This is a genomic window from Deinococcus sp., from assembly GCF_025362455.1.
Lineage (GTDB): Bacteria > Deinococcota > Deinococci > Deinococcales > Deinococcaceae > Deinococcus.
In genome coordinates this window covers 1-2,964 of the sequence record NZ_JANYGJ010000039.1, presented here as the reverse complement: position 1 = coordinate 2,964, position 2,964 = coordinate 1, and the positions used below count along the sequence as shown (strand labels likewise).

Sequence of the window (2,964 nt, the reverse complement as noted above, 5' to 3'; positions counted from 1 at the left end):
GGTGCTGCTGCTGGGCGAGCCGGGCATCGGCAAGAGCACGCTGGCCCGCGCCGCCTGCGGCAACGTCAAGGTGCTGACCCTGACCGGCTACGAGGCGGCCCTGAACATCCCCTTTTCGCCCGCCACCGCCGCCCTGGAACGCCACCTGCCGGGTCTGAGCGACAGTGAACGCGGCGAGCTGTTTCCGATGCTGCCCGGCAAAAAGCTGCCGCCCGACCCGGCGCTGCGGGCAGGGTTCCAGCGAGCGGTGGCCCGCATCATCGAGGACCGCCTGGGCGCCGACGGTATTTTGCTGCTCGATGACCTGCACTGGTTCGACAGCGCCACGCTGGAGGTGCTGCCCGCCGTGCTGGAGCGCTGCCGTCAGGTGGGCGCCTGGGTCATCGCCACCGCCCGGCCCCTGGAGCTGTCGCACAACGCCCCGGCCAGCAAACTGTTCGGCCCAGAAGTTTTGCGTCTGACCCTGGCGCCGCTAAAAGGCGCCGACCTGGCCCGCCTGACTGCCGACTGGACCGAAACCGTGCCCGACCCGGCTTTCGTGGCCTGGTTGCAGGACGCCACCGCCGGGAACCCGCTGGCCGTGCGCGAAACCCTGCGGCTGCTGATCGGCACCCAGGGCGCCGGACCACTGACCATTCCCGCCGAGAGCGAGGCCGCCCCGGTGCGTGCCCTGATCTTGCAGCGACTGGAGCGCCTGGGCGCCGAGGCCCGCCGCGTGTTGGAGGCCGCCAGCGTGTCCAGCGGCTCCTTCTCGGTGCGCGAGCTGGCCGGAACCACAGCGCTCGACGAGTGGGCCTGCCTGGAAGTGCTCGAAGGCGCCGTGCTGGCCGGAATGCTCGAAGACGCGGGCGGTAATTTCAAATTCGCCCACGACCTGATTCGCCGGGCCATATTGTCGTCGCTGAGTCCGGCCAGGGCGGGGCTGCTGCACCGGCACATGGCCGCCGTGCTCGAAAAATCGGGTGGTCCGCTGGAGAGCGTGGCCCAGCATTTAGAGGCCGCTGGCGAGGACGCCGCCGACTGGTGGTGGCGGGCTGCCCGCGCCGCCGAGCGGGTCTACGCCTATCCGCAGGCGCTGGCGCATTCGCAGCGTGCCCTGGAGGGCCGCCTGGACCCGGATGTCCGGCTAGCAGTCCACCGCCGCCGGTTGCTGTGGTGGCGCACGGTGGACGACCGCAGCGGCTGGAAAACCGAGGTCGAACGCCTCGAAGCCCTGGCCTACCGTGAGGGTGAGGCGAGCTGGTGGACCGAAGCGCGGCTGGCCCGGCTCGAATGGCTGTTTCAGGGAGGCCGCTACCACGAGGTGCTGGAACTGGGCGAGCTGGTATTGCCCGACCCCAACATCACGCCGGAGCAGCACGCCCGCGCCTTGCTAGAATGCGGCAACGCCTGCGTGTACCTGGGCCGCCACGCCGACGCCCAGGCGCAGTTGAGATTGGGCCTGACCTTGGACGGTGTGACTCTGGCCGGAATGCCGGAGCTGTTCGGCAGGTTGAACCACTCGTTGACCGCCAGCGCCCTGGAAACCGGTGAGCTGGAGATGGCTAGGCACCACGCAGAGCTGGCGCGGCAAGGGTTTGAGCGGGCGGGGAGTCGGATGGGACAGTTGAGGTCGTTGTTTAATAGCTTTGATCTGGCCTACAGGTCTGGCGAGAATGAGGAAGCGCGGGCTTTTGGGCTGCTGGCGCTGGAATTGGCGCAGGATTTGGATGACACAGCTTATGAACGGCTGGCTTTATTTAATTTGGCGGACCAGGCGGTGTGTATGAGGAACGAGCAGGATGCCCGTGATGCCGTTGAAAAATTAGAATCATTGGGTTTAGAGGAGCAAGACGATAGAGGATTATGGTGGATGAATCATTTGCGAGCTGACTTGTTGCGTTTTGAGGGTAAGTTGGAAAGCGCCCTAAAAGCTCTTGCTGAAGCTGAAAGGATAGCCGAAACAATTTCCAGCGTCGATCAAATAGTCAAAACAAAACTAAGTATTGTTGAGATATATATTGAAGTGGAGAGATTTGAGGATGCTAAGAATGTCATGTCTGATCCAATTTTCTCCAACATCGAACTGTTAGGGAAAGTCAACTCAGACGAGCTGATGGTGATTAACAGAAAAATTGCCACTTTAGAGTTGGATGGGAAGGGTCTTAAGCTAAATATTTGATCGGATAAACATTATCACGTCTGTGTCACGCTGACTACTTATTCTGGATCCAGATACAAATTTAGTTCGTCTGGTAGGAGGAGAAATGAAAGTACAGAAGAAAGCAGCGGTGATTTTTGTCGCCTACGTTGTGGGTTTAGTCAGCCTGGCTCCGGCTCACGCTGGCTCCGGTTGCGGACAATTCGGCTGTCTCACGAGTCGCCCACCTATCAGTGGGACGGGCATCATCCCTGACGACTTTAAGGCGGTCACGCCCATAGCGGTGATCCAGCCCGTCGTCACGGCGCCAGTCATTAAAGTCTTAGCACCTAGCCACTGACCTCTCAGCAACGCGGCGCCCAAACCTGCTACTGTAACGCAAGCCAGTATTCAAACCTACCGGCTTCAGCTCAGGCCGCGCCGCGTTCCACAGGCCGCATCCCCCACCCGGGTGCGGCCTGTTTTTACTGGCAACCCCCGTCACATCATCGCTCCAAACGCGGCACAATACATCCATGTCCAATGCCCCCCACGTCCCGCTCAACCGCCGCCGCCTGATCGCCCCCGGCCCGGTGGAAGTCTCGCCCGAAGCGCTGCTGGCGCTGGCTCAGCCGCAGATGCACCACCGTAGCCCCGAAGCCAGAGCGAAGTTCATGACCGTGCGCGGCCAGCTCAGCGCCCTGCTGGGCGACCCCTACGAGGCCGTCATCGTCACCGGCAGCGGCACGGCGGCCTTCGAGGGCGCCCTGGTCAGCCTGGTGCCCGAAGGTGCCAAGGTGGTCAACGCCTCGGCAGGCAAGTTCAGCGAGCGCTGGGGAGAGCAG

At 62.8% G+C, this 2,964-nt stretch carries 1 protein-coding gene and 1 pseudogene; both read left to right on the top strand.

Annotated features, from left to right (window positions below):
• Positions 1 to 2,161: AAA family ATPase (locus Q0R23_RS02665; protein WP_293910090.1), on the top strand; the 2,161-nt coding region annotated here is incomplete at its 5' end.
• 494 nt (positions 2,162 to 2,655) lie between these two features.
• A pseudogene (locus Q0R23_RS02660) lies at positions 2,656 to 2,964 on the top strand (aminotransferase V); the annotation flags it as partial.